Source organism: Streptomyces sp. NPDC059009 (genome assembly GCF_042740175.1).
Taxonomy (GTDB): Bacteria; Actinomycetota; Actinomycetes; order Streptomycetales; family Streptomycetaceae; genus Streptomyces.
The window spans coordinates 106,935-132,570 of record NZ_JBHYJB010000017.1 but is presented as its reverse complement, the minus strand read 5'-3'; the positions used below and the strand labels follow the sequence as shown (position 1 = coordinate 132,570).

At 73.9% G+C, this 25,636-nt stretch carries 18 protein-coding genes; 8 read left to right on the top strand and 10 right to left on the bottom strand.

Annotated features, from left to right (window positions below):
- Positions 1–126 precede the first annotated feature (126 nt).
- Positions 127–2,166, top strand: a complete 2,040-nt coding sequence (locus ACFWYM_RS19025) for a GTP-binding protein (RefSeq protein ID WP_384837919.1) — start codon at positions 127–129, stop codon at positions 2,164–2,166.
- A gap of 58 nt (positions 2,167–2,224) precedes the next feature.
- Here the strand turns inward: ACFWYM_RS19025 and ACFWYM_RS19020 are convergent, their stop codons facing one another.
- Entirely contained in the window at positions 2,225–3,046 is an 822-nt protein-coding gene (locus ACFWYM_RS19020) for a maleylpyruvate isomerase family mycothiol-dependent enzyme (protein WP_384837916.1), read from the bottom strand.
- A gap of 52 nt (positions 3,047–3,098) precedes the next feature.
- On the opposite strand from ACFWYM_RS19020, the gene ACFWYM_RS19015 reads away from it, so the two are divergent.
- Positions 3,099–3,641: a DinB family protein gene (locus ACFWYM_RS19015; protein WP_384837913.1), complete on the top strand. Its 543-nt coding sequence runs from the start codon at positions 3,099–3,101 to the stop codon at positions 3,639–3,641.
- A 31-nt stretch (positions 3,642–3,672) separates the two neighbouring features.
- Here ACFWYM_RS19015 and ACFWYM_RS19010 read toward each other — a convergent pair whose 3' ends face one another.
- Entirely contained in the window at positions 3,673–5,496 is a 1,824-nt protein-coding gene (locus ACFWYM_RS19010) for an ABC transporter ATP-binding protein (protein ID WP_384838071.1), read from the bottom strand.
- Positions 5,497–5,808: 312 nt separating this feature from the next.
- Here ACFWYM_RS19010 and ACFWYM_RS19005 point away from each other — a divergent pair, with 312 nt between their 5' ends.
- Complete coding sequence (locus ACFWYM_RS19005) at positions 5,809–8,115, top strand: AAA family ATPase (protein ID WP_384837910.1); 2,307 nt, start codon at positions 5,809–5,811, stop codon at positions 8,113–8,115.
- Here the strand turns inward: ACFWYM_RS19005 and ACFWYM_RS19000 are convergent.
- On the bottom strand, positions 8,049–10,025 hold the full coding sequence (locus tag ACFWYM_RS19000; RefSeq protein WP_384837907.1) for an APC family permease: 1,977 nt from the start codon (positions 10,023–10,025) through the stop codon (positions 8,049–8,051). The two genes, ACFWYM_RS19005 and ACFWYM_RS19000, sit on opposite strands and share 67 nt — an antisense overlap.
- 191 nt (positions 10,026–10,216) lie before the next feature.
- Here ACFWYM_RS19000 and ACFWYM_RS18995 point away from each other — a divergent pair, with 191 nt between their 5' ends.
- Positions 10,217–11,503 (top strand): hypothetical protein, encoded by a 1,287-nt coding sequence (locus ACFWYM_RS18995; protein WP_384837904.1) that lies wholly within the window; start codon positions 10,217–10,219, stop codon positions 11,501–11,503.
- On the opposite strand, the gene ccrA is transcribed toward ACFWYM_RS18995, so the two are convergent.
- Positions 11,469–12,761, bottom strand: coding sequence for a crotonyl-CoA carboxylase/reductase (gene ccrA, locus ACFWYM_RS18990; RefSeq protein WP_384837901.1), 1,293 nt, complete (start codon positions 12,759–12,761; stop codon positions 11,469–11,471). The genes ACFWYM_RS18995 and ccrA overlap by 35 nt on opposite strands.
- Positions 12,762–13,056: 295 nt before the next feature.
- Here ccrA and ACFWYM_RS18985 point away from each other — a divergent pair, with 295 nt between their 5' ends.
- From ACFWYM_RS18985 to ACFWYM_RS18975, 3 genes are read left to right on the top strand one after another with little or no spacing between them, the layout of a single operon-like run.
- Positions 13,057–14,022, top strand: a complete 966-nt coding sequence (locus ACFWYM_RS18985) for an acyl-CoA desaturase (RefSeq protein ID WP_384837898.1) — start codon at positions 13,057–13,059, stop codon at positions 14,020–14,022.
- A 21-nt stretch (positions 14,023–14,043) separates the two neighbouring features.
- Positions 14,044–14,841 (top strand): thymidylate synthase, encoded by a 798-nt coding sequence (locus ACFWYM_RS18980; protein ID WP_384837895.1) that lies wholly within the window; start codon positions 14,044–14,046, stop codon positions 14,839–14,841.
- A gap of 50 nt (positions 14,842–14,891) precedes the next feature.
- Entirely contained in the window at positions 14,892–15,398 is a 507-nt protein-coding gene (locus ACFWYM_RS18975; protein ID WP_384838068.1) for a dihydrofolate reductase, read from the top strand.
- Positions 15,399–15,499: 101 nt separating this feature from the next.
- On the opposite strand, the gene ACFWYM_RS18970 is transcribed toward ACFWYM_RS18975, so the two are convergent.
- Genes ACFWYM_RS18970 through ACFWYM_RS18960 form a run of 3 tightly spaced genes read right to left on the bottom strand, consistent with a single transcriptional unit; the run spans position 15,500 to position 17,778 of the window.
- A complete protein-coding gene (locus ACFWYM_RS18970) occupies positions 15,500–15,781 on the bottom strand; it encodes a YrhB domain-containing protein (RefSeq protein WP_384837892.1) in 282 nt (93 codons plus the stop codon).
- A 60-nt stretch (positions 15,782–15,841) separates the two neighbouring features.
- Positions 15,842–16,840 carry a helix-turn-helix domain-containing protein gene (locus tag ACFWYM_RS18965; RefSeq protein WP_384837889.1) on the bottom strand — a complete coding sequence of 333 codons (999 nt, stop codon included), beginning with the start codon at positions 16,838–16,840 and terminating at the stop codon, positions 15,842–15,844.
- Positions 16,840–17,778: a DMT family transporter gene (locus ACFWYM_RS18960; protein ID WP_384838065.1), complete on the bottom strand. Its 939-nt coding sequence runs from the start codon at positions 17,776–17,778 to the stop codon at positions 16,840–16,842. Before ACFWYM_RS18960 ends, ACFWYM_RS18965 begins: the two co-directional genes overlap by 1 nt.
- A gap of 94 nt (positions 17,779–17,872) precedes the next feature.
- Here ACFWYM_RS18960 and ACFWYM_RS18955 point away from each other — a divergent pair, with 94 nt between their 5' ends.
- A complete protein-coding gene (locus tag ACFWYM_RS18955) occupies positions 17,873–18,385 on the top strand; it encodes a MarR family winged helix-turn-helix transcriptional regulator (RefSeq protein ID WP_384837886.1) in 513 nt (170 codons plus the stop codon).
- Positions 18,386–18,447: 62 nt separating this feature from the next.
- Here the strand turns inward: ACFWYM_RS18955 and ACFWYM_RS18950 are convergent, their stop codons facing one another.
- From ACFWYM_RS18950 to ACFWYM_RS18940, 3 genes are read right to left on the bottom strand one after another with little or no spacing between them, the layout of a single operon-like run.
- The gene (locus ACFWYM_RS18950; protein ID WP_384837883.1) at positions 18,448–19,500 is read right to left on the bottom strand and encodes an alpha/beta hydrolase; all 1,053 of its coding nucleotides are present in this window, start codon (positions 19,498–19,500) and stop codon (positions 18,448–18,450) included.
- A 29-nt stretch (positions 19,501–19,529) separates the two neighbouring features.
- Entirely contained in the window at positions 19,530–23,738 is a 4,209-nt protein-coding gene (locus tag ACFWYM_RS18945; RefSeq protein WP_384837879.1) for a beta-ketoacyl synthase N-terminal-like domain-containing protein, read from the bottom strand.
- Positions 23,738–25,591 carry a fatty acyl-AMP ligase gene (locus tag ACFWYM_RS18940; protein ID WP_384837876.1) on the bottom strand — a complete coding sequence of 618 codons (1,854 nt, stop codon included), beginning with the start codon at positions 25,589–25,591 and terminating at the stop codon, positions 23,738–23,740. The genes ACFWYM_RS18945 and ACFWYM_RS18940 overlap by 1 nt, the downstream gene beginning before the upstream one ends.
- Between the last annotated feature and the right edge of the window lie 45 nt (positions 25,592–25,636).

Genomic DNA, 25,636 nt, shown 5'->3' with positions numbered 1-25,636 from the left:
CGGCCGGACCTCATGACCGGCGACCTGAACTGACGACACGAGTACGGGAGCGAAACGGAATGCGCCGACACCTCGGAACTCCCCAGCGCCCTGACCGGACGACAGTTCCCGAGGTCTCGACCACCCATGCCTTCCACGCCCACCGCACCCACGCTGAACATCGGCGTCCTGGCCCACGTAGACGCCGGTAAGACCAGCCTCACCGAGCGGCTCCTGTTCGACGCCGGCGCCATCGACCGGCTCGGCAGCGTCGACTCCGGCACCACCCGCACCGACACCGGCAGCATCGAACGACGGCGCGGCATCACCATCCGTACCGCCGTGGCGCCCTTCACCGCCCGAGGCGTCCAGATCAACCTGATCGACACCCCCGGGCACTCCGACTTCATCGCCGAAGTGGAGCGCGCGCTCGGCGTGCTCGACGCGGCCGTCCTGGTCCTGTCCGCCGTCGAAGGCGTGCAGGCGCAGACCCGCGTCCTGATGAAGACGCTGCGGCGGCTCGGCCTGCCCGCGCTGATCTTCGTCAACAAGACCGACCGGCCGGGCGCCCGCACCGAGGCCCTCCTCGACGACATCCGCCGCAAGCTCACCCCGTACGCGGCGCCGATGACGGCCGTCCACGACGCGGGCACCCCGGCGGCCCGCACCGTCGCCCTCCCCCTGGCGGACGTCGCCCAACGGCAGCGCCTCGCCGAGGTGTTGGCCGAGACGGACGAGACGGTCCTGGAGCACCTCGTCGAAGGCCGCACACCGACGGCCGGAGAACTGCGACGGCTGCTCTCCGCCGCGACCGCGCGCGGGCAGCTGCACCCGGTCCACTTCGGGTCCGCGCTCAGCGGGGCCGGGGTGGCGGAACTCGTCGACGGGATCGTGGAGTTGAGGCACGGCATGCCCACCCCGCCCCTGCCCGCCTCCCCGGCCCTGTTGGCCTCCCCGGACCTGCCCGCCTCCCCGGACCTCCGCACCTCCCCCGCACCCCACGCCTCCTCCGCGCCCCACGCCTCCCCCGCACCCCACGGCGTCGTCTTCGCCGTCGAGCGCGGACCGGGCGGGGCGAAGACCGCCTACCTCCGCCTGTACGAGGGAAAGTTGGCCGCCCGGCAACGGGTGACGTTCTGGCGGCGCGAGGCCGACGGGACGCGCACGGAGGAGTCGGGGCGGGTCACTGTCCTCGATGTCGTGGGCCGGGACGGGCCGTTGACCCCCGGCAACATCGCGCGGCTGCGCGGCCTGCCCGGCATCCAGGTCGGCGACCGCCTCGGCGGCGCGGGCGAGGGGGGCGAGGCGGGCACGGCGGGCGAGGCACCGGACGCCGCCGAGCCGTACTTCGCCCCGCCCACCCTGGAGACGGTGGTGCACCCCTGCGACCCGGCCCAGGCGGGGCGGCTGCACGCCGCGCTGCTCGCGCTCGCCGACCAGGACCCGCTCATCCACACCAGGACCGTGCCCGGCGGCGCCACCTCGGTGCTGCTCTACGGCGAGGTGCAGAAGGAGATCGTCGCGGACACGCTCGCCGAGGAGTTCGGCGTCGCGGCCCGCTTCGAGCCCAGCCGCACGGTCTGTGTGTCCCGGCCCGCCGGGGTGGGCGAGGCCGTGGAGGAGATGGCGTTCCGCGACCGGGGGCCGAGCGGGTTCTGGGCGACGGTCGGGCTGCGCGTCGATCCGCTCCCACCCGGCTCCGGAGTGGTCTTCCGCTACGAGACCGAACTGGGCGCCCTGCCCTATGCGTTCCACCACGCGATCGAGGAGACCGTGCAGCAGTCCCTCCGGTCGGGCCCGGACGGCTGGGCGGTGACGGACTGTCAAGTCACCCTGACCCGCTCGGCTTTCGTGGGTCCGCTCAGCACGGCCGCCGACTTCCGCGGCCTCACCCCGATCGTCCTCGCCCGCGCCCTGGAGCACGCCGGGACCCAGGTGTACGAGCCCTACCACGCCTTCGAGGTGGAGGCGCCCCTCGACTCCGTCGCCGGGGTCGGCCGGCGTCTCGCCGCGCTCGGGGCCGAGATCAGGGAGAGCTCGGGCGGGCGGGACTCGGGGCTGCTGTCCGGTGAGATCGCGGCCCACCGGGTGCATGAGTTCGAGCAGGCGCTGCCGGGCCTCTCGCACGGGGAGGGGGTGTGGTGGTCGCGGCCGGTGGGCTTCCGCCCGGCGATCGCGCCCCGTTGACGCTCACGTGGTGCGGGCCGGACTCACGTCACCTCACCTCACCTCACGCCACCTCGCCTCACCTGCGCAGCCAGGCGCTCGCCTCGTGCAGCCAGTCGGTGAGCACCCCGGCGTCGCCGTGGGCGGTGAGCGTCTCGCTGTCCGGGGTCCTGCGTCCGTAGAGGAGCAGGACCAGGTCGGCGAGCGGGCCGTGCACGGTGGCGGTGGGGGTGGCGGTGCCGTCGCGGTCCTGCTCGGTGGTGCGGCGCCAGGTGAAGGGGTCGGCGGAGAGGTCGACCAGCCAGTCGGCGGGGGCTTCCGGGGAGGTGTCCGTGGCGTACAGGCGCAGCGTGCGGCCGGGGGCGCGCAGGGCGGTGCGGGCCTCCTCGGAGGCGTACGCCTGCGGCAGCGCGCTGAATCCCAGCCACTCCTCGACCGCGTCGACGCCCACCTCGTCCTCGACGACGTACTCCGCGCCGACGGCCGAGGCCGCGTCCGCCCGGTGCACCAGCGTCTCGTACGTCATGCGGCGGGCCCAGAACAGCGGTGTGCCGCCCGGCGCGACCGTCCACACCGCGACGTCGGGCCCCGCCTCGCGCAAGGCGTCCGCCAGTTGTTCGGCGCCCTCGCCGAGCCAGGCGCCGAGCGCGGCCGCGTCCACGTCGGCGTAGACGGAGGGGTCGTCGATCTGGTCGTGGGCGACGGGTCCGGTCGCGCGGGTGCGCACGATCGTCTCGGTCCAGCGGTGGGCGCCGCCGAGGTGGCGCAGGAGGTGGGCGAGCGTCCAGCCGGGGACGGTGGGGACGGGGGCCGCCGGGTCCGCGCCCTTGATGTGGGCCCTCAACAGCTCGGTCTGCGTGACGATTTCGGAGCAGTAGCGGTCGTGGCTCAGGTGCTTCATGGCCTCACGCTAAACCAGGTGACAGATGGGGAGGGCGGATTAAAGTGCCGCCGTGACCGAATCCCGCGCCTCCCAGGACTCCCCCGCCGCCTCCGGCCCGCGCCCCAAGGGCGACGTCCCCCCGCCCGGCATCAACGCCGACGAGCGGGAGACGCTCCTCGCCTTCCTCAACTACCTTCGCGAAGCCATCATTTCGAAGGCCCAGGGCGTCGACGAGGAGCAGGCCCGCGCCGTCGGTGTGCCGTCCGGCACCAGCCTTCTCGGCCTGATCAAGCACCTCATCGAGGCCGAGTTCAACTGGTTCGTGTGGGCCTTCCGGGGCGCCGACACCGAGATGCGGACGAGCGGCATGGAGCTCGGCCCCGACGACACCGCCGAGTCACTGATCGCCGCCTACCGCGCGGCAGGCGAGCGCACCGACGCGCTGGTGCGGGCCTGCGCCGACCTGGAGACGCTGTGCGTCCGTGACACCGGCGGCACACCGCCGCGGCGCTCGCTGCGCTGGGTCCTGGTGCACACGGTCGAGGAGACCGCACGGCACGCGGGCCACGCCGACATCCTGCGCGAGCACATCGACGGCTCGGTGGGCCGCTGAGCGGGGCGCCCCGCCAGGGCTCGGCCAAGGGTCACGACGACGCCAGGAACTGCGTGGCCGCCAGCTCCCCGTAGAGGGGGTCCCGGGCGACCAGGTCCGCGTGGGTGCCCACCGCGCGGACCCGGCCCGCGTCCATGACCACGATCCGGTCGGCGAGCGTGACCGTGGACAGGCGGTGCGCCACCACGAGGACCGTCACCTCGCGGGCGACCTCGGCGACGACGTCGCGCAGCGCGAGTTCGTTGACCGCGTCGAGCTGGGACGTCGCCTCGTCCAGGAGCAGCAGGCGCGGCCCGCGCAGCAGCGCCCTGGCGATCGCCACCCGCTGCCGCTCGCCGCCCGAGAGCATCGAACCCCGGTGCCCCACCAGGGAGTCGAGGCCGTCCGGCAGCCGCTCCACCAGGCCGTCGAGGCGGGCCTGCTTGAGGACCCGGTGGACGTCGGCGTCGCTCGCGGCGGGCGCGGCGAAGAGGAGGTTGTCGCGCAGGGTGCCCGCCAGGACGGGCGCGTCCTGCTCCACATAGCCGATGGCGGCGCGGAGTCGGGCGAGCGGCCACTCCCGTACGTCCCTGCCGTCGACGAGGACCCGGCCGCCGCTCGCCTCGTAGAACCGCTCGATCAGCCCGAAGACGGTGGTCTTGCCCGCGCCGGACGGGCCCACGAAGGCCGTCATGCCGGGTCCGGGTATCGCGAAGCTCACGCCCCGGTGGACGGCCGACAGGCCCTCGCGGTAGCGGAACGTCACGTCCTCGAAGGCGACCGAGGCGGCTCCCACGGCCTGCGCCGACTCCGCGACTTGGGCAGCCTCTGCGGCGTCGGCAGATTCCACGGCTTCGGCAGACTCCGCGGCTTCGGCAGCTCGCCCGTCCACAGGCTCCTCGACTCGCCCGTCCGCGAGCTCCTCCGTCTCCAGCCGCTCCGCCGCCACGATCCGCGCGAGCGCCGCCGAGCCCACCTGGTACTGCGAGGCCGCCTCGACGAGCCGGGACACGGGGTCGATCAGATAGAAGAGGAACAGCAGGAACGCCACGAGCGTCGACACCGAGATCGCCCCGGACGCCACCCGCGCCCCGCCGATGCCCAGCACCGCGAGGAACGACACCTGCACCGCGAGCCCCACCGAACTCCACGCCACCGCCTGCCACTTCGCCGAGCGCACCCCGTGCCGCCACGCCTCGCGCGCGGCAGCCCGTACCGCCTCGGTCTCGCGCTCCTCGGCGCCGGACGCCTTGAGCGTGCGGAACGCGCCGAACGCCCGCTCCAGGGCGGCCGAGATCGAGCCGACCGCCTCCTGGGCGCGCCGCGTGGCCTGCGCGATCTTCGGCATCACCAGGCCCGTGGCGCCGCCGATCAGGACGATCACACCGAGCGTGACCGCGAGGAGCACCGGGTCCATGAGGCCCATGAACAGGATCGTGCCGAGGAAGGTGAGGCCGCCCGTGACCGCCGACACCACGGACTGCGTGGTGACCGCGCGCAGCAGCGTGGTGTCCGAGGTGATGCGTGACATCAGGTCGCCGGGCTGGGTGCGCTCGACCTCCGAGAGCCGCAGCCGCAGCAGGCGCCCGATGAGGGAGCCCCGGGCCGCGAGCACCACGGACTCGGCGGTGCGCTCCAGGACGTACGCGCCGACCGACTCGATCGCCGTCCCGCACACCACGAGCGCGGTGAGCAACAGCAGCACCCCGGCGATGGGTTCGTCGTCGCCGAGCCGGTCGACGAGGGTCTTCGCGGCGAGCGGCTGCACGAGTCCGCTCAGGGAGCCGATCAGGGTGAGCACGGCGCCGCACACCACGACGCCCCGGTGCGGGCGGAAGTGCCGGTACAGGGCGCGCCAGGTCTCCCCGGCGGACAGCTTCTCGGGGGCGGTCTCGGGGCCGGTATCGGGAACGGCGGGCGGAGCGTGTTCAGTGGTCACAGGGACAAGGACGCCGTCCGGGCTGATCCACCTGCCCGGCGTTCGACCTCACGTCCGCACGTACTGGTGTGCACGGGTTCGCCGCACCGCGTGATTCGCCGGGATCCGCGCGTACCCCGGCGTTCCAGCGGTAGTTAAGGCAGGTGCCGAACCCGCAGCAGAAACAATTCTGCACTGCGGGTGCGGCGCGTAGGGCGTTGGGGCGGGCGGCTTGGCTCGCGGTGGAGCGGGACGCGAGCGGAGTGGGAGATGACGGGTGGGCTCATCGGCCGGGCCGGTGAACTGGCGGCGCTGCGGCGCCTGTTGGCGCAGGGCCGCCTGGTGACGGTGGTGGGTGCGGCGGGCGTCGGCAAGAGCGCGCTCGCCGCGCACGCGGCCGCCGCCGTGAGCGGGCAGCTGCCGGACGGCGTGGTGCGGGTGCGCTGGTGGGACGGGGCTCCGGCGCGCCGGCAGTCCGCCGTGCAGGCGCTCGCGGAGGCGCTCGACGGCGGCACGGCCGAGCGCGCCGAGGATCCGAAGGGCGGCGCTCGACGGCCGGTCGACGGCTCCGATGTCGTGGCCCGTCTCGTCGGCCGCCGCGTCCTGATCCTGCTGGACGACATCGATCCGGTACGCCAGGAGTGCGCACGTCTCGTCCAGGCGGTCCTCCAACAGGCGCCGGGCGTACGGCTCCTGGTCACCGGGCGGCACCCGATGGGCCTGGGCCACGAGTCGGTGCTGCGGCTGCGGCCGCTCGCGACGACGGAGCCGGACGAGAAGGGAGCGGGCGGGCGGGCGGCGGCGCGGGGCCAGGAAGCCGAGGACGTAAGCCCCGGGCCTGCCCAGGATCCCGGGAACTCCGGGCTCGTGCGGGACTCCGGGAACACCGGGCCCGTACAGGACTCCGCGAGCACCGGGCCCGTACAGGACTCCGCGAGCACCGCAACCACACACGACCCCGGAAACCCCGAGCCCGTACAGGACCCCGAGAACTCCAGGCCCCTACAAGACTCCGCGAGCACCACAACCACACCGGGTCCCCGGAGGTCCGGAACTGCCGGGGCCCCGGGGAACACCCTGGACGCGGCGCTCGCCGGAGATGTCGCCGCAGGCCGGGCGGCGGGCGCCGAGTCCGCCGACCCTCCTGCCCCGCGCCCCGGTCCCGCCGTCGCCCTCTTCGTCGCCCGCGCCCTGGCCCTGCGCCGGGACCGGGACGACGCCCATCCCTTCAGCGCCGAGGCCGAGTCGCGCACCGTCCTCGATCTCTGCGCGGCCCTCGAAGGGGTGCCGCTGGCCATCGAACTGGCCGCCACCGAGTCGGCGTCGACGTCGGTGACGCAGGTGGCGGGGCTGCTCGGCCTCGGGCACGGGTGGCTGGGCGCGCCGGACGCGCCCTTGCGCCGGCATCGGTCGGTGCGGGCCGCCGTGGGGGCGAGCTATGCGCTGTGCGACCGGGCCGAGCGCTCGACGTGGGCGCGGCTCAGCGTCTTCGAGGGGGACTTCGATGAGGACGCGGCGACGTATGTGTGCGCGGGCGGCGGGCTCGGGGCGCACGAGGTGCCGTCGTGTCTGGCGCGGCTCGCGCTCGCCTCGGTCCTGGAGACGGTGCGGGGTCCCGGCGGGGTGCTGCCGCCGCGGTACCGGCTGTCCGCGGCGGCCCGGGGGTTCGCGGCCGAGCGCCTGGAGGCGGCCGGTGAGGTGGCCGCCGCCCGCGGCCGCCACCTCGGCTGGTACGCGCAGGTCGCGGCCGGCGCCCACCAGCTGTGGAGCACCGGGCGGCACGAGCGCGCGACCCGTCTCGTACGGGACGAGGAGCGGCAGTTGTACGCGGCCCTGGAGCACGGCCCCGACCACGGCGACCGGGGTGTCGCCGCCCTCGCGATGGTGCGGGACCTGTGGTTCTGGTGGGCCGTGTGCGGCCAACTCACCCGCGGGCGCGAGCAGTTGCGGCGACTGCTGCCGCTGGCGCGCGCGGACACGCGGCTGTGCGGGCAGGCGCTGTGGCTCGCGGGCTGGCTCGCGGTGTGCGCCGGGGACGCCGGGGCGGAGGAGCTGCTGCGGCAGGCGTGGCGGGTGGCGGTGCTGTCCGGGGACGACGCCACGGTGGGGCGGGTCGCGCACGCCGAGGGCACGCTCGCGCTGCGGGCCGGGCAGACCGAGCGGGCCATCGAGCGGCTGCGGGAGGCGGCCGACACGATCCCGGCCCACGCGGTGCACGGCCCGTCGGCGGCGGTCAGCCTCGCGGTGCTCACCGTGGCGCAGGCCGCGGTGCGCCCCGCCGAGGCGCTGCGCAGCGCCCGCCGCGCGACGGCCCGCCCACAGGCCCGCCACGACGCCTGGACGCACGCGATGACGCAGTACGCGCACGCCCTGGTCGAGTTGGCACGGGGGCGCCGCAGCCGGGCCTGGCGCCGCGCCCACCAGGCCCTCGCGGCGGTGACCGAGGTGCCGAGCGCGGCGGGCGCGGCCACCGTGCGGGCGCTGATCGCGGCGATCGAGGGGCGGTCGGGTCAGCGGGCCGGGGGCGAGGGTGGTGGCGGGGGCTGTGCCGCCGCCCGGGCCACGCGGGCCACTTGACGAGCCGAGGCGAGGCGGTAGGGGACGTCGATGACGACGACGCCCTTGGTGAACAGGAGGCGGGTCTTCAGGCGCAGCGCGGACTGGTTGTGCAGGGGCTGCTCCCACCAGTGGCCGACGACGTACTCGGGGATGACCACCGACATCACCATCTCGGGGTCCTCCTCGGTGACGCGGCGCACGTACCGCAGGACGGGCTGGACGACCGAGCGGTAGGGCGAGTCGAGGAGTTCGAGGGGGACCTGGATGCCGTGGGTCTCCCACTCCTCTTGCAGCCGGGCCGCGGCTTCCTGGTCCTCGACCACGGAGACGGCGGTCAGCGAGTGGGGGCGCAGCGCCTTGGCGTACGAAAGGGCGCGCAGGCTGGGCGCGTTGATGTGGGAGACGAGGACGATGACGTGGTGGCGGGCGGGGACGCGCGGGCGGGCGTCGGGGGCGACGGCGACTTCCGCGGCGACGGCGTCGTAGTGGCGGCGCACGCCCTTCATGCCGAGGAAGAGCAGCGGCATGGCGATGACGACGAGCCAGGCGCCGTGCGTGAACTTCGTGATGAGGACGATGACCAGGACGATGCCGGTGAGCACGGCGCCGAAGGCGTTGATGGCCATGGAGCGGTGGATGTGGCCCGAGCGCGCCGCGCCCTCGGGGGTGCGCAGCACCTTCTTCCAGTGCTTGACCATGCCGGCCTGGGAGAGCGTGAAGGAGACGAAGACGCCGAGGATGTAGAGCTGGATGAGGCGGTTGAGGTTGGCGTTGAACGCGACGATGAGGGAGATCGCGGCGAGCGCCAGGAGCAGGATGCCGTTGGAGTAGACGAGCCGGTCGCCGCGGTGGAAGAGCTGGCGCGGGGCGTAGCGGTCGCGGCCGAGGATCGAGGCGAGCATCGGGAAGCCGTTGAAGGCGGTGTTGGCGGCGAGGATGAGGACGCCCGCGGTGACGGCCTGGAGCAGATAGAAGAAGAAGTCCCAGCTGCCGAAGGTGGCCCGGCCGATCTGGGCGAGCGCCGTCGCGGTGGCCGTGCCGGGCGGCAGCCCCAACTCGGTCGGGTCGGCGGCGACATGGACCTGGTAGACCATGGCGAGCACGGTGATGCCGAAGAACATGGTCACCGACAGGGCGCCCATGACGGCGAGGGTGGTCGCGGCGTTGCGGGCCTTGGGCTTCTGGAAGGCGGGGACGCCGTTGCTGATCGCCTCCACCCCGGTGAGGGCCGTACAGCCGGAGGCGAAGGCGCGCATGGCGAGGAGCACGAGGGCCAGTCCGCTGTAGGTGGAGACCTCGCGGATGGGCAGGTCCGCGGACTCGGCGCGGATCGTCGTCCCGGTGGCCAGGCGCACCGCCGCGACGGCGAACATCAGGTACACGCAGCAGATGAACGCATAGGTGGGGACGGCGAAGAAGCGCCCCGACTCGCGTACGCCGCGCAGGTTCATCCAGGCGAGCAGCACCACGAAGAAGACCGCCATGGCGACGGCGTGCCCGTCGAGCCGGGGGACGGCGGAGGTGATCGCGGCGACGCCGGAGACGATGGAGACGGCCACCGTCATGACGTAGTCGATGAGCAGGGCGCTGGCGGCGGTGAGCGCCGCGGTCTGGCCGAGGTTCTCGGCGCTGACGACGTAGGCGCCGCCCCCGCCCGGATAGGCGTGGCAGGTCTGCCGGTAGGAGGCGACGACCACGACGAGCAGGACGACGATGGCGGCGGCCGCGTACCAGGCGAGGTGGAGCACGGCGATGCCGCCGAGCGCCAGGATGAGCAGGATCTCCTCGGTGGCGTAGGCGACCGAGGAGAGCGGGTCGCTGCAGAAGATCGGCAGGGCGAGCCGTTTCGGGAGGAGCTGCTCCCCCAGCCGCCGGGTGTCCAACGGGCGGCCGACCAACGCCCTCTTGAGCAAGTAACCACGCTTCATAAGCGGTGAAACTATGACTTACCGCCACGGCTTACGGGCTGCCACGCCACGGCCCCGCCGCCTTCACGCTCCACCCCCGCCCGCTTGAGCGCATCGGGTCAAGTTCAGGGAAAAACATGGTTTTGTCCGATTAGTTCCTCTCCTCGCCGTCAACAGATGGGGCGTCTGTGACGTGAGCGAAGGGAGAGGGCATGAGTGCGGTGAACCGTGCGATGGGCCGAAGGAGCGCTCTGGGCTGGGGACTTGCGGTGGCGGCGGGCGCGGGGCTCGCCGGGTGCGGGGACCAGGAGCCCGCCGCAGGACCGCCCGGACACGGCGGCGGACACGGCGGCGGCGCCCACCGCCCCGGGCGCCCCGCGCAGCCCGCCCGCAAGCAGCCCCGGCTGATCGGCGACGGCTCCACCTCGTTCACCGGCACCCAGCCGAACCAGCCGGAGCGGCCGCGTCCGCTCGAACCGGGCGAGACGCCACCGCAGTTCGTGGTGTTCTCTTGGGACGGCGCGGGCGAGGTCGGCAACGGTCTCTTCCCGCGCTTCCTCGAACTCGCCGAGAACCACGGCGCGCACATGACCTTCTTCCTCTCCGGGCTCTACCTCCTGCCCGAGTCGAAGAAGCGCCTCTACCGCCCGCCCGACAACCCCGTCGGCGCCTCCGACATCGGCTATCTCACCGACGCGCACATCAAGGAGACCCTCACGTACGTGCGCCGGGCGTGGCTCGCGGGGCACGAGATCGGCACGCACTTCAACGGGCACTTCTGCGCGGGCACCGGCAGCGTCGCCCGCTGGACGCCCGCGCAGTGGCGCGACGAGATCGAGCAGGCCACCGGCTTCGTCACGAAGTGGCGCACCCACACCGGCTTCCACGACCTGCCGTCGCTGCCCTTCGACTACGACAAGGAACTCGTCGGCGGCCGCACGCCCTGCCTGCTCGGCCAGGACAACCTGCTGCCCACCGCCCGCGCGCTCGGCTGGCGCTACGACGCCTCCTCGCCCGGCGGACTGCAGCGCTGGCCGGTCAAACGGCTCGGGATCTGGGACCTGCCGCTGCAGCAGATCCCGTTCCCCGGGCACCGGTTCGAGGTCCTGTCGATGGACTACAACATCCTCGCCAACCAGTCGAAGAACTCCACGCGGGCGCCTTCGTACAACTACCCGGGCTGGCGCGCTCAGGCGACACGGTCCTATCTCGCCGGGTTCCGGCGCGCGTACGAGACGAACCGGGCGCCCTACTTCATCGGCAACCACTTCGAGGAGTGGAACGGCGGCATCTACATGGACGCCGTCGAGGAGACCCTCAAGGCGGTGGCCGGCAAGAAGGACGTACGCCTGGTCTCCTTCCGGCAGTTCGTGGACTGGCTGGACGTGCAGGACCCGGCGGTCCTGGCCCGGCTGCGCACCCTGGGCGTCGGACAGCGGCCGGACGGCGGCTGGCGGCGCCACCTCAGCGCGGCCGGGGCGCCGTCCGCGGTGCGCTGACACCGAGTCCGGGGCGCGGGGCGAGCGCGAGGACACCGACCTTGCCGGTGTGCCGGTTGGTCTGCACGAGCCGGGCCGCCTCGGCGACCTCGGACAGGTCGTACGTCGTGGACAGGGCGGGGCGCAGCCGGCCGAGGTCGAACAGGCGGTGCACGGCGGCCTGCTCCTGGAGGTTGGCGCCGTGGCTGCCGATGACCCGCTTGAGCCGCATCCACAGATAGCGGTTGTCGAACTCGTGCCGGTAGCCGGTGCTCGACCCGCACGTCACCACCGTCCCGCCGCGCCGCACCACGAACACCGAGACCCCGAACGTGGCCCGGCCCACGTGCTCGAAGACGATGTGCGGGTCCTCCCCCACGGCCGCCCTGATGCGCTTGCCCAGCTTCTTGCCGATGACCGTCGGGTCGGCGGGCTCGGCGCCGGTCAGCCCGAGCTCCGTGCGGTCGATGACCGCGTGGCAGCCGAACGCGCGGGCCCGCTCGGCCTTCTCCTCGCCGCTCACCACGCCGACCGCGATGCCCCCGCCATGGCGGACGAGCTGCGCGGCGTACGCCCCGAGGCCGCCGGCCGCGCCCCAGATCAGCACGACGTCGCCCTGCGTCATGCGGGCACCCCGGTCGCTCACCAGCATGCGGTACGCCGTGCCCGCGCACAGCGGGTTGCTGGCGGCCTCCTCCCACGTCAACCCGCCCGGTTTGGACAGGAGTTGGCTGGCGCGGGCCACGCAGTAGTGGGCGAGGCCGCCGAAGTTGGTCTCGAAGCCCCAGGCGAGCTGGGCGTCGCCGAGCATGCCGTCGGCGTGCGTGGCGGGCTCCTCGTCGTCGACGTAGGCGGGCGTCACGACGACCCGGTCGCCCGCCTTCCAGCGACGCACCCCGGCGCCCGCCCGGACGACGACGCCCGCCGCGTCCGAGCCGATCACGTGGTGCGGCTGATCGTGCCGCGCGGCCCAGCCGCCCCTTTTCCCGAAATGGCGCAGGAAGGAAAAGGTGGACATCGGCTCAAACATCGCCGACCACACGGTGTTGTAATTGATGCCGCTCGCCATGACGGCCACCAGGACTTCGTCCGGGGCGAGTTCGGGCATCGGCACCTCGCCCACATGCAGGGATTTACGGACGTCCTTGTCCGCCACTCCGGAAAAGCTGTCGGCGTCCTCCGCCCGTAGATGCGCGGCGGTGAAGTGCGTGGGGACGGGCAGGCGCTCGAGCTCGTCGGCGGCGGCTCCCGCGACGACTGCCTCAGCGAGCACATCCATGACGGTCCTCCCTCGGCACGGCTTGGCCGCGGCCCGGGGGCGGGCCGCGGCGATTGACCCGAGACTGCGGCGGGCCGCCTTCCGCTCACAAGCGGATCGCCGGCATTTCGCCCGGATCGCTAATCGGCGGGAGCCCTTTCATCACTTCTCGACAGCCACCGCAATTCCCCTCTGCCCGCTGTCAGTTCCGTGATGAACGGACGTGCACGCATGCGCCTTCGGTGACTGGAGCCCCCGGCGCGGCCGTCAGTAACGTCCCGGTCGCCCGCACCGAGCGAGGGAAGTGAGCACCGCCATGACCCAGCCGCAGCCCACGACCGCCGACACCGCACCGGGAGCGCCCATGGGCAGAGCCGACCGGATCGTGGTCGGCGTCTTCGTCGGCGTCCCCTTCGTCGCGGTCCTCGCCTCCGTGGTGGTGCTGTGGGGCTGGGGCGTGGGCCTGCACGACCTGGTCATCGGCGCGGTGATGTACGCGGTCGCCGTGCACGGGATCACGGTCGGCTACCACCGTCTGTTCACGCACAAGGCATTCCGGGCCGCCCGCCCCCTGAAGATCGCCCTCGCCGTCGCCGGAACCCTGGCCGTCGAGGGCGACGCGCTCACCTGGTGCGCCGACCACCGCCGCCACCACCGGTTCGCCGACCGGCCGGGCGACCCGCACTCCCCCTGGCGCTTCGGCACCTCCGTGCGGGCGGTGGCCAAGGGCATGGTGTGGGCGCACATCGGCTGGACGCTGCACAACGAGAAGACCGACAAGGAGCGCTACGTTCCCGATCTGCTCGCCGACCGCGACCTGGTGCGCCTCGCCCGTCTGCAGCCCCTGATCGTCCTGTTCTCGTTCGGCGCGCCCGCCGTCGTGGGCGGGCTGTGGGGCGAGGGGGCCTGGGACCCGGGCGCGGCCTGGTCGGCGTTCTTCTGGGCGGGCCTCGTGCGGATCGGCCTGCTCCACCACGTCACGTGGTCGATCAACTCCATCTGCCATCTGACGGGCGCGCGCCCCTTCAGGGCTCGCGACCGCTCCGGCAACGTGTGGTGGCTCGCCCCCTTCTCCGGCGGCGAGTCCTGGCACAACCTCCACCACGCCGACCCCACCTCGGCCCGGCACGGCGTCCTGCCCGGCCAGCTCGACTCCAGCGCCCGCCTCATCCGCCTCTTCGAGCTCGCGGGCTGGGCGACACAGGTGCGCTGGCCGGACGAGCGGCGTCTGGCCGCCCGCCGCCGTCCCACGCCACCGGGGCCTGTCCGGGAGGCGCCATGATCCCGCGTAGACTCGGCGCCTGTGGCGAACACCCAGTACGAAGACCTGTTGCAGCTAGTCCTCACCTCCGGAACCCCCAAGGCCGACCGGACGGGCACCGGCACCCGAAGTGTCTTCGGGCACCAGCTGCGCTACGACCTCTCCGCGGGATTCCCCCTGGTCACCACCAAGAAGGTGCACCTCAGGTCGATCGTGTACGAGCTGCTGTGGTTCCTGAAGGGCGACTCGAACGTCCGCTGGCTGCAGGAGAACAACGTCACCATCTGGGACGAGTGGGCCGACGCCAACGGCGACCTCGGCCCGGTCTACGGCGCCCAGTGGCGCTCCTGGCCCGCCCCGGACGGGCGGCACATCGACCAGCTCAGCGAGGTCCTCGACACGCTGCGCCGCGACCCCGACTCCCGCCGCATGATCGTCTCCGCGTGGAACGTCGCCGAGCTCGACAAGATGGCGCTCGCCCCGTGCCACGCCTTCTTCCAGTTCTACGTCGCCGACGGCAAGCTCTCCTGCCAGCTGTACCAGCGCAGCGCGGACCTGTTCCTCGGCGTCCCGTTCAACATCGCCAGCTACGCCCTGCTCACGCACATGGTGGCGCAGCAGGTCGGCCTGGAGCCGGGTGACTTCATCTGGACCGGCGGCGACTGCCACATCTACGACAACCACGTCCAGCAGGTGACCGAGCAGCTCACCCGCACCCCGTACGCGTTCCCGGAGCTGCGGCTGCGCCGGGCCGACTCCCTCTTCGACTACGCGTACACCGACGTGGAGGTGGTCGGCTACGAGCACCACCCCGCGATCAAGGCCCCGGTCGCCGTATGACCACCGATGACCGCATGCACGCCGATGACCGCATGCACGCCGATGGCCGGATGACCGTCGGGCTGATCTGGGCGCAGAGCCTCGACGGCGTGATCGGCGCGGACAACGGCATCCCGTGGCGGCTGCCCGAGGACATGGCGCACTTCAAGGCCACCACCCACGGCCGTCCCGTGGTGATGGGGCGCAGGACGTGGGATTCGCTGCCCCCGCGCTTCCGGCCCCTGCCCGGCCGGCGCAACATCGTGGTGACCCGCGATGCGCACTGGACGGCCGAGGGCGCGCACCGCGCCGGGTCCATCGCCGCGGCCCTGGAGCGCGCCGCTGAGCCGTCGGGGTCGGGCGCCCCCGCCGAGGTGTGGGTGATGGGCGGCGGCGAGATCTACCGGGCGGCCCTGGAACACGCCACGACGCTCTCGGTGACCGAGGTCGACGCGCCGGTCGACGGCGACACCTACGCCCCGGACATCGACCCGACGTGGACCGTCGCCGAGGACGGCGACTGGCAGACCTCCACGTCGGGCCTGCGCTACCGCATCCGCACGTACACCAGGGCCTAGGGCCTGTCCGGCGGATCAGGCCGCATGATTCCGAGCTGTGCCGTCCGCCGCAGATCGGCGTGCCACAGCCCGCGACCGCGGCAAGATCCGCCGGACAGGTCCTAGCCGGCCCCGCGCAGCACCGCCTCCCGCCACAGATACCGGTCCCCTATCCCGTCGTACGCGATGTGGCCCGTGTCGAGGTCGACGAGGAGCGGCGGGCAGCCCAGGAGCATGTCGCGGGCGTCGCGGGAGGCGAGGTACTGGACCGCGTTGTACGGGACGACGAGGATCTGTCCTCGCCGCGTGATCAGTTCGGCGTCGACCGCCATGAGGGGCTCGCCCTCTTCCCAGCTGTGTGTCAGGAACGTCTGGGCGGCCTCGATGGCTTCAGTGAGCCGCATAGGAACCCCCTTTGCCTACGCAGGTCCCTCCCACTGTGCGCGGGGCCCCGGCGGACGTCCTTAGCAATCCGTGCCGGGTACTTCGCGGCGCGCGCCATCCCGGTAGGCGCGCGGGGAGACCCCGTACGCCGCGTGGAAGGCGCGGGTGAAGTCGCCGGGGCGGCGAAAGCCCGCGTGGGCGGCGATGGCGTGGATCGGGCGATGCGTCTGGAGGGGGTCGGCCAGGTCGCGGCGGCAGCGGTCGAGGCGCTGGGCGCGGATCCACGCGGCGGCGGTGACGCCGTGGGCCTGGCACAGGCGGTGCAGGGTGCGCAGCGAGATGTGGTGGGCGGCCGCCACCGCGGCGGCCGTCAGACCGGGGTCGCCGAGGTGCTCCTGGACGAAGTCCTGGATCTGCAGGAAGAGCGTGTTCTCCCGTGATTCCGGGGGCAGTTGGCCCTCGGCGTCCAGGACGTCCGCGACGAGGCCGCCGAACAGGTCGAGCAGCACCCGGGAGAGCCGCGGCGCGTCCTGCGCGCGGAAGGCGTCGGCGTGGGCGCTGGTGTGGGTGAGGAACTGGGCGAGCAGGGCGCCGAACCCCGCGTCACAGGGGAGGCGGCGGGCCACCAGGCGGTGCACCGCGTCGGGCGGCAGCGGCACCAGGGCCTTGGGGAACTGGGCCACGATCTGCTCGACCGGGGTGTTCCCGCCGTCCGCCGCGACGGCGCCGCCGTGGAACTCGCGCGCCGAGTCGTACAGGAGCAGCTCGCCGGGGACGGAGACCGCGTCGCGGCGGTCCTGGGACAGGGCGTGGCCGCCGCGCACCGTCAGGGACAGCTGGAAGTAGTCGGGGTCCCGTCTTCGGATGTGGCGCGGGGTGCGTGAGACCGTCACGGGCGCGTACGCCAGGGACGTCACCTGGATCCGGCCGAGGTCCAGGACCCGTGCCCGGGCGCGGAAGTCGGCGGCGTGCTCGCTCCCCATGCTGGTGGGGATCAGGGCCTGGGCCGTGAGGTCGTGCCACCACCCGAACCGCTCGGCCGCGGGCAGCTCCTCCGTCGTGTACCGGGTCACCATCATCACGCGTCCCCCTTGTGCGCTCGACCCTCCATGGACCGGGAGTGGTTGACCATTGAACCGGAGAGGCGGCGTTCCGGGGTGGCTTTGGGCGGGCCGTTCCGTGAACCGTTACCGAGCTGCCCGAGCAGAATCCCGCCCAACACCAGTATCAGACCGCCTCCTTGATGGAGCGTCAGAGTGTCGCCCGCGACCACCGTCCCGAGCAGCACCCCGGTCACGGGGTTGAGCAGCCCGACCAGACCGACCGTCGCGGCCGGGAGATGACGCAGTCCCGCGAACCAGGCCGCGAAGGCGAGGGCCGTCGCCACCACGGACACATAGCCGAAGCCGAGGACCGCGGCCCCGTCCAGGGCCGGGGGCGCGCCTTCCACGGCGACGGCGAGCGGCACCAACACCAGTCCGCCGGCGATGAGTTGCCAGGACGTGGAGGCGAGCACGGGCACCTCGCGGCCCCAGCGCTTGGCGAGCACATAGCCGAGCGAGGACAGCAGCATGGCGGCGACGGAGGCGAGCACGCCCAGCGGATCGGCCGCCACGTCCCCGGTCAGGAGCATGAGACAGACGCCCCCGACACCGACCGACGCCCCGGCCAGGAGCGGCAGTCGGGGCCGCTCCCCGAGCAGCGCCCAGGCGATCAGCGCCATGACGAGCGACGAGGTGGCCATCACCGTGGATGCCGCGCTGGTCGACAGGAGCTGGGCCGCGACATAGACGAGCGCGAAGAACCCGCCCATGTTCAGCACGCCCAGGACCAGGGACTTCCACCACCAAGCCCCGTACGGCCGGGCCCGGGCGACCGCGAGGAGCAGCAGCCCGGCGGGCAGCGCCCGGATCGCGGCGCCGTACAGCGGCCGGTCCGGGGGCAGGAATTCATGCGTGACGTAGTAGTTGGTGCCCCAGGCGACCGGGGCTACGGCGGTGATGAGACTCCAGCGCAGCGCACCGTGTCCGCCGCCGAGGCCCGGCGCGGAGCCGGAGCCGGGCCCGGGGGCCGAGCCAATATTAGCTTCCATGGAAGGTATTATGTCTTCCATGGAAGCTGAACGTCTCGACCACGTCGCCCGGATCCAGGCCGAGTGGGCCCAGGAGCGGCCCGACGTGGACGTGCGCCCGCAGGCGGTCATCGGCCGGCTGCACCGGCTGGCCGGGCTGCTCACGGATCAGCTGTGCCTGGTGTACCGGCGCCACGGCCTGAGCGAGGGCGAGTTCGACTGTCTGGCCGCGCTGCGGCGGGCGGGCGAGCCCTTCGAGCGGGCGCCGGGTGAGCTGGCGGCGCACACGATGGTCACCACGGGCGCGATGACCAAGCGGATCGACCGCCTGGAGCGCGCCGGGCTCGTCACGCGCCGCCGCTCGACGGCGGACGGGCGCGGCCGTGTGGTCGCTCTGACGTCCGCGGGCCGCGACCTCATCGACCGGGCCTTCACCGAGCACATGCACAACGAGCGCCGCCTCCTCGACGCTCTGGAGGCCGACGAGGCGCGGGAGTTGGAGCGGCTCCTGACGGCGTGGCTGGCGCGGGTCGAGCCTCCGACGGCTCCCTGAGAGCCGAGCCGGGCCGAGCCGGGCCGTCCCCGGCGGCGGCCCTCACCGACCCTCACCAGCCCTCACCGGCCTCTTTGCGCTCCCTCCAGGCCGAGCCCCGCAGCAAGCACCGGCCACGACGCCTTGAACTCCCGCTGCCAGGACGGCCACGCGTGGGAGCCGCCCTCGTAGAAGTGGACCGTGGCGGGGACGCCCACGCGCTCCAGTTCCCGCGTGAAGTCATGGGCCTGACCCCACAACGTGCCCTCCAGGACGGCGCCTTCGAGGTTGCCGTAGTCGGTGCTGGGGATGCCGCTGCCCTGGCTGACGTACAGCCGGGTGCCTGCGAGGTTCTTCGCCTGGGCGCGGGGGTTGTGCCGGGTCCAGTTCGCGCGGTCGAGGACGGGGCTCCCCCAGAGGCTGAGGGGGAGCTGGAGCTCACGGGCGACGATGGCGCCCACGACGGTCACCATGCCCAGCGCCGTGGTGTCGAGGACTCCGCTGTACGAGGCCGCGGCGCCGAACGAGCCCGGGTGGCGGGCGGCGAGGGCCATGGCCCCGTAGCCGCCGGTCGAGACGCCGGCGACGGCGCGCCGGTCGGCGGCCCGGTAGCGCTCCTTCAACAGGCCCATCAGCTCGTCGACTTGGAAGGTCTCGTAGTCGGGGGTGCCGCGGCCGAGGTTCCACCAGTCGGTGGGGATGCCGGTGGGGCCCGAGGACGGCAGGACGGTGAGGACGTCCTGGTCGGCGAGGAAGTCCTCGGCGTCCGTCTCCCGGGTCCAGGAGGTGTAGTCGTCGTGCGCGCCCTGGAGGAGATAGAGGACGGGCCACTTCCGCCCGGGCTCGGCCTCGTACCGGGCGGGCAGGATGACGCGGACGGGCAGCCGGCTGCCGACGGCGGGCGAGTCCACGGTGAGGTCGAAGGTCCGCTCGCCCACGTGCCGCACGCCCACGAGGCGGGCGGTGCCGTGAGGAGTGGGGGCGGAGGCGGTACGGGAAGGTGTGGCGCCCGGTGCGGCCGGGGCGCCGAGCGCCACGGTGCCGCCCGAGACGGCCAGGGCCGTGGCGGCGGCGAGGCCCACCAGTGGTGTGCGTGATCTCTTGAGACGTGAACTGCGGTGCCGTCCTGTGGACATGGCGGTCCTCTTCTTCCGGAAGGCGGGGGTCACCAGGCGCGCAGGTCGCGGGTGAGGTGCCCGGCGAGGGTGTCGACGACCGGAGGGTCGAGCAGCGACAGGTGGTGGCCCGGGAGCGGGGTGACGGTCAGGTCCGGGCAGTGGGCGTCCCAGCCGAGCGTCGCGTCGTCGCGTTCGTAGCGGGCGTCGCGGACGGTGTGCGGGGCGGGTTCGCTCGCCCGGTACAGGAGGGTGCGGCCGGAGTACCGGCGCGGGATGTGGCGCTCGCCGTCGCGCAGGTCGAGGTAGGAGGTGCGCTGGTGCTCGAGCACGGCGGCGGGCAGCTCGACGGCCTGCTCCAGCAACTTCAGGACCAGGTCGGCCTGTTCGGCGTCGTCGCACCGCGCCAGCTCCTCGTACGGCAGCGGGAGGGGGTGTCCGTAGGTGCGCTCGACGTAGGCGGCGAAGCCCTCGAAGCGCCGCCGGGCCACGTCGAGCGGGGTCTCGTCCGGGGGCGCGGGCAGGGGCAGCACGGAGTCGAACAGGACGAGCGCCCCGACGGTGCCGTGCGCGGCGAGTGCCCGTGCCGCCTCGTGCGCGAGGAGCCCGCCGTACGACCACCCGCCCACCAACCACGGCCCGTCCGGGCACACTGCGCGCACCCGCCGCGCGAACTCGGCGGCCCGGCCGACGACGTCCCCGGGCTCCTCCAGCCGGTCGAACCCGTACACGGGCCGCCGCCCGGCGAGACGCAGCGCGAGCCGCCCGTACACGTCGGAGGAGCCCCCGGCCGCGTGGGCGAGGAAGAGAGGGGCGCCGTCACGCGCGCGTTGCGGGAAACCAGGAGAGCCAGGGGAGTCAGAGGAGCCGGAGGAACCGGAGGAACCGGAGGAACCAGGGGAGTCATCCGGACCGTCACCTCGGGGAAACACCCGCAGCCGGCCCGGAACCGGGACCCCGAACTCCCCCTCCCCCTCGGCCGGTTGAGGCGACCCGTCCGACAGCCGCCCCGCCTCCGCCGCCCGCGCCCCCGTCAACAGCTCCGCGACCCCCGCCACCGTCCCCTGGCGCAGCAGCGCCCCGGACTCCACTCGGACTCCGAACTCCCGCTCCACCGCGCCCTTGATGCGGGCGGCCGTCAGGGAGTCGAGGCCGAGGTCGGTGAGCGGGGTGGCCGGGTCGATGCGTTCGGGGCGGTAGCCCATGACGGCGGCGACGCAGGCGCGGAGGCGGTCCAGGGTGCTCTCGGCGCGCGGGCCGGGCGGTGGCCGCACCCCGACCCGCTCGCCGGTCGTCTCGCCGATCCAGAAGCGGCGGCGGTGCCAGCGCGGGGTGGGCGCGTCGACGATACGGGCGCCGGGGTGCAGGGTCTCGCGCAGGCCCGGTGCCGTGACGCCGTGGACGAGCAGCGTCGCGAGGGCCGAGCGGAAGGCGAGGGCGGCGTCCGTGTCCTTGCGGAGCGTGGGCAGGACGAGGGCCGGGGCGTCGGGGCAGACCCCGCGGAGCGTCTCACTCAGGGGGTGTAACTGCGTGCCGTGCGGGGCGACTTCGACGAACACGCGGTGGCCGTCCTCGGCGGCGGCCCGTACGGCCTGGGTGAAGCGGACCGGACGGCGCAGGTTCGCCACCCAGTAGGCGGTGTCGTACGGGGCGTCGGCGCGCGGGTCGTCGAGGACCGTGGAGTAGCGGCGGCAGCCGGGCGCCGCGTGCCGCAGCGTGCCGAGGTCCCAGGCGAACTCGCCGAGGAGCGGCTCGACCTCGGGCGAGTGCCCGGCGCCCTGGACGGAGAGGGAGCGGGCGAAGCCGCCCTCGCCCGTGACCCTTTCGACGAGGCCCGCCACGTCCTCGGCCGCACCCGTCACGACGCTCTGCACGGGTGAGGCGTGCACCGCCACCGTCAACGAGGGGTATGCGGCGGCCAGTTGGGTGAGCGATTCCGCCGGGCGGTCCACCACCGCCATCGCGCCGCCCCTCAGCCCCGCGAGGAGCCGGGCGCGCACCGCGACGATCCGTGCCCCCGTCGCCGGGTCCAGCGCCTCGGCGGCGACGGCGGCGGCGATCTCCCCGAGGGAGTGGCCGATGACGGCGGCGGGCTGGAACCCGTACGAGCGCCACAGCTCGGCGAGGGCGACCTGGATGCCGTAGAGGGCGGGCATGACGCGCTCGGGGGAGGTCAGGTCGGCGTCGGGGGCCAGGCTCGCGCGCAGGGAGATCCCGGCGTGCGCCCGCAGGACGGGTTCGAGGCGGTCGACGGCGGCCGCGAACACCGGTTCCGTGTCGAGGAGTTCGCGGGCCATGCCGGGCCACTGGGCCCCGTATCCGGAGAAGACCCAGACCGGTCCGGGCCCGCCCGGCGCAAGGCCGCCGGTGATCAGGTGCGGGTCCGGGGCGTGGGCGGCGTGGCGGGCGAGCGCGGTGGCCGCCGTGGCGCGGTCGCGGGTGACGACGGCGGCGCGGTGGCGGCCGCGCCCGGAGCGCCCCGCGAGGGTGCGGGCCAGGTCGGCGGGGCGCACTCCCCTGCTGTCGGGGGAGCCGAGCCAGTCGGCGAGTTCGCCCGCGTGGGCGCGGACCCGGTCGTCGGTGACGCCGTCGAGGAGCAGTACGGAGGGCTGATCACCGTTCCTGCGTTCGCCCGACTGGTCCCTGGACGGCTGGCGTTCAGTGAGAACGGCGTGGGCGTTGGTGCCGCCGAAGCCGAAGGCCGAGACGCCCGCCGTCGCGGTGCCCGAGTAGCGCGGCCACGGCTCGGGCCCGGTGACCACGCGCAGGCCGAGGGCGGGCAGGTCGGCGTGCGGTCCCGGCCGGGTGAAGTGGAGCTGGCCGGGGATCTCGCCGTGGTGCAGGGCCAGGACCGCCTTGATGAACCCGGCGATGCCCGCGGCGGCTTCGAGGTGCCCGATGTTGGTCTTCACCGAGCCGATGAGGAGCGGCTGTTCGGGGGCGCGGCCCACGCCGAGCACCCCGGCGAGCGCCGCCGCCTCGACGGGGTCGCCGAGCGCGGTGCCGGTGCCGTGCGCCTCCACGTAGTCGACGCGCGCCGGGGCGGTGTGGGCGCGGGCGAGCAGAGCGCGCTGGGCGGCGGCGCTGGGCGCGGTGAGGCCGCCGGAGCGGCCGTCGGAGTTCACGGCGGTGGCGTCCACGACGGCGAGGATCCGGTCCCCGTCCCGCTCCGCGTCCGCGAGCCGCTTCAGTACGACGACTCCGCAGCCCTCGCCGCGCACCATCCCGTCGGCGGCGGCGTCGAAGGACTTGCACCGCCCGTCGGCGGCGAGCGCCCCGGCACGCTGGAAGGCGAGGGTGACGGCGGGCGACAGAAGGAGGTTGACGCCCGCGGCGAGCGCCGTGTCGCTCTCGCCGCTGCCGAGGCTGCGCACGGCGTGGTGGACGGCGACCAGCGAGGAGGAGCAGGCCGTGTCGACGGACATGCTGGGTCCGCGCAGGTCCAGGAGGTACGAGAGCCGGCCCGCGGCGATGCTCAGGGCGACCCCGGGCGGGGTGAGGGCGTCGACCGACGACGGGTCGGCGGTCGCGAGGTGGGCGTACTCGTTGCCGCTGATCCCGACGAACACGCCGGTGGCGCTGCCCGCGAGCGCCGGGGCGGGCAGGGCGGCGTGGTCGAGGGCCTCGCGGGCCACTTCGAGGAGGAGGCGCTGCTGGGGGTCCATGGCGGCGGCTTCGTGGGCGCCGATGCCGAAGAACTCGGCATCGAAGCAGGCGATGCCTTCTCCCTCTCCCCCGCTCGCTCCTTCTCCGTCCTCGGCAAGGAAGGCGCCGTGGCGGCTGATGTCGCCCGGGAGCGTCGTGCCGTCGGGCACGAAGGGCGGCCAGCGGTCGGCGGGGACGGTGCCGACGGCGTCGACGCCGTCGCTCAGGAGCCGCCAGAAGTCGGTGGGCGAGGCGACGCCGCCGGGGAAGCGGCAGCCGATGCCGATGACGGCGACGCGCGGGCTGTCGGCTGAACTCCGCTCAGCCACCTGCCTGTTGGGCCCTGCGGGGCGCTCGGCCTCCGGAGCGCCGCGCTCGACCCGGTCGAGGAGCGTGCCGAGCGTGGGCGTCTCCCACAGCAGGGTGGCGGGCAGGTGGCCGCCGGTCAGCTCGGTGAGGTGGGCGGCGAGGGCGACGGAGTCGCGCGAGGTGAGGCCGAGCTCGGCCAGGGGCCGGTCGTCGTCGACGGCGTCCGGGTCCTGGCCGTACCACTCGTGCAGCAGGCCGGTGACGGCGGCGCGCAGCTGCTCCCGGGACGGGCTCGCCGCGCTCATCACGCCTCCTCGCCCACGCCGGTCAGGGCCTCGCCCATGGCGGGCAGGGTGCCGTCGAGGTGGCGGGCGCGGCCCGCAGCCCGGGCGATCTTGCCGCTGGTGGTCCTGGGCAGGGTGCCCGGCGGCACCAGGACCAGCTGGTGCAGGCGCAGTCCGTGCCGCGCCGACACGGCGGCCTTGGCGGTACGGGCGGCGGCGCGGGCGTCGTCGTGGGTCGGCTCGGTGTCGCGCCGGTGTTCGGCGACGACGACCAGCACTTCGTCGCCGAGCGCTGCTTCGCCGAGCGCTGCTTCGCTGAGCGCTGCTTCGCTGAGCACCTCTTCGTTCCCGCCGCTCTCATCCGGTCCGGGCACACTGAACGCCGCGAGGTGGTCGCGGCGGACGAGGGCGAGGGCGGACTGCACGGTCTCCTCGATGTCCTGCGGATAGTGGTTGCGGCCGTCCACGACGATCAGGTCCTTGAGGCGCCCGGTGACCACGAGCCGCCCGCCGACGAGCGCGCCGAGGTCGCCGGTGCGCAGCCAGCCGTCCTCGTCGTCCGCCGCCCCAGGCGCCCGCACACCGAAGACCTCGGCCGTCAGGGCCGCCTTCTTCCAGTAGGCGCGCCCGACGTTGGGCCCGCGCACCTGGATCTCCCCGACGCGGCCCGCCTCCTGGCCGATGCCGGTCGCGGGGTCCGCGATGCGCAGCTCCTGACCGACGGGGCCACCGCAGACCACGAGGCGTGCGACGGGGTCCCCGCCCGGCTCCCGCGGCTCGACGCGCCCTTCGGCCAGAGCTCCCGCGTCGCAGCTGAGGGTGGTGGGGGCGGCGGTGTGGGGGTCGGTGGTGACGAAGACGGTGGCTTCGGCGAGCCCGTAGGCCGGACAGTGCGCCTCGGGGCTCAACCCGGCCTCGGCGAAGGCGTGTTGGAAGCGTTCGACGGTGCCGGGGCGGACGGGTTCGCTGCCGTTCATCAGGACGCGGACGCGGTCGAGACGCAGTTCGGGCCCTTCGTGGAGGGCGCTCTCGGGGACGCGGGAGGCGCAGTAGTCGTACGCGAAGTTGGGCGCGGCGCTGATCGTGCCCGGGTAGGCGCCGAGCAGCCGCAGCCAGCGCACCGGCTGTTCCAGGAAGGCGACCGGGTCCATGAGGACGGCCGGGAACCCGCCGACGACGGGCGCGGCGACGCTGAGCAGCAGCCCCATGTCGTGGAAGAGCGGCAGCCACCCGACGGTGGTGCTGCGCCCGGCCGCCGCGTCGAAGGCGGCGATGGCCTGCCGGGCGTTGGCGACGACGTTGGCGTGAGTGATGACCACGCCGGCGGGGCTGCGGGTGGAGCCGGAGGTGTACTGGAGGTAGGCGATGTCGTCGGGGGCGGGGCGGCGGGAGGGCGGGGGCGCGTCGGTGGGGGCGCCCCCGTCGGCGCGGACCAGCGGCAGCGGCGGCAGCCCCTGCCCGGCGTCGAAGGCGCGCACCGCGGGAGCGGTCGCCGCGTCCGTGAGGACACAGGCAGGCTCACAGTCGGCGAGGACCGCCGCCAACCGGCCGTCGTGGCCCGGTAGTTCGGGGCTGAAGAGCGGTACGGCGACCACGCCCGCGTACAGGCAGCCGAGGAACGCCACCGTGTAGTCGAGCCCCTGCGGCAGCAGCAGCGCCGCCCGGTCTCCGGGGGCGGCCACGTCCGCGATGCGCCCGGCGGCGGCGCGAGCCCGCGCGTCGAGGGCCTGCCAGCCCAGGGTGTGGTGCAGCCCCGCCGACCTCGCGTCCGGGAAGTCGACGTAGGTGACGGCGCGTTCCTGTGCGCGGTGCGCGGCCCAGTGCCGCAGATGGTCGGTCAGCAGGGGGCCTTCGGGTGAGCGGGCGGCTGTCATGGCGGCGGCTCCTGGCGGACGACGGCGGGCGGTGAGCGGCGGGCA